This is a genomic window from Bartonella vinsonii subsp. berkhoffii ATCC 51672 (assembly GCF_902825225.1).
GTDB classification, from domain to species: Bacteria; Pseudomonadota; Alphaproteobacteria; order Rhizobiales; family Rhizobiaceae; genus Bartonella; species Bartonella berkhoffii.
Genome location: NZ_CADEAK010000306.1, coordinates 1 through 394, shown reverse-complemented (window position 1 = coordinate 394; position 394 = coordinate 1). Strand labels below are relative to the sequence as shown.

Here is a 394-nt window from a genome sequence, read left to right as displayed (position 1 = left end):
ATTTTGTATTCAAAGGTGCTTTATTGTGCATATTCTCTTCTTTAAAATAACAGAGAGTCTTTCGTTAGCTTATAGTCCAGTCATTCCATTGTGCGTTGATTTGTGCCAGTGAGTACCCTTGTGCCAAAAAAGCCCACAAAAGTAAACGTGCTTTTACTGCTGATAGATAGCCAGACATAAGGGCGCCAGAAGCAATCATATCAACTTCTGAACCTTTATAGCCATAAGTTTTGCGGGTTGTTGAGCCAGTGCAGGTGCGGATAGCGATAATGATTGCCAGTTTTAGTGTATATTGTCGTATGATAACTGCTGCTTCAAACCTGCAATGCCCTGATCCAAAACCGGCGACGACAAGGCCGGCATAATGCCCTCTTTCAAAGCAGAATTTCATTAA

The 394-nt window shown here is 41.6% G+C and carries 1 pseudogene; it reads right to left on the bottom strand.

The annotated features are described in order from the left end of the window. Positions 1–64: 64 nt before the first annotated feature. Positions 65–394 (bottom strand): annotated as a pseudogene (locus J7R10_RS09380) (asparaginase); the annotation flags it as partial.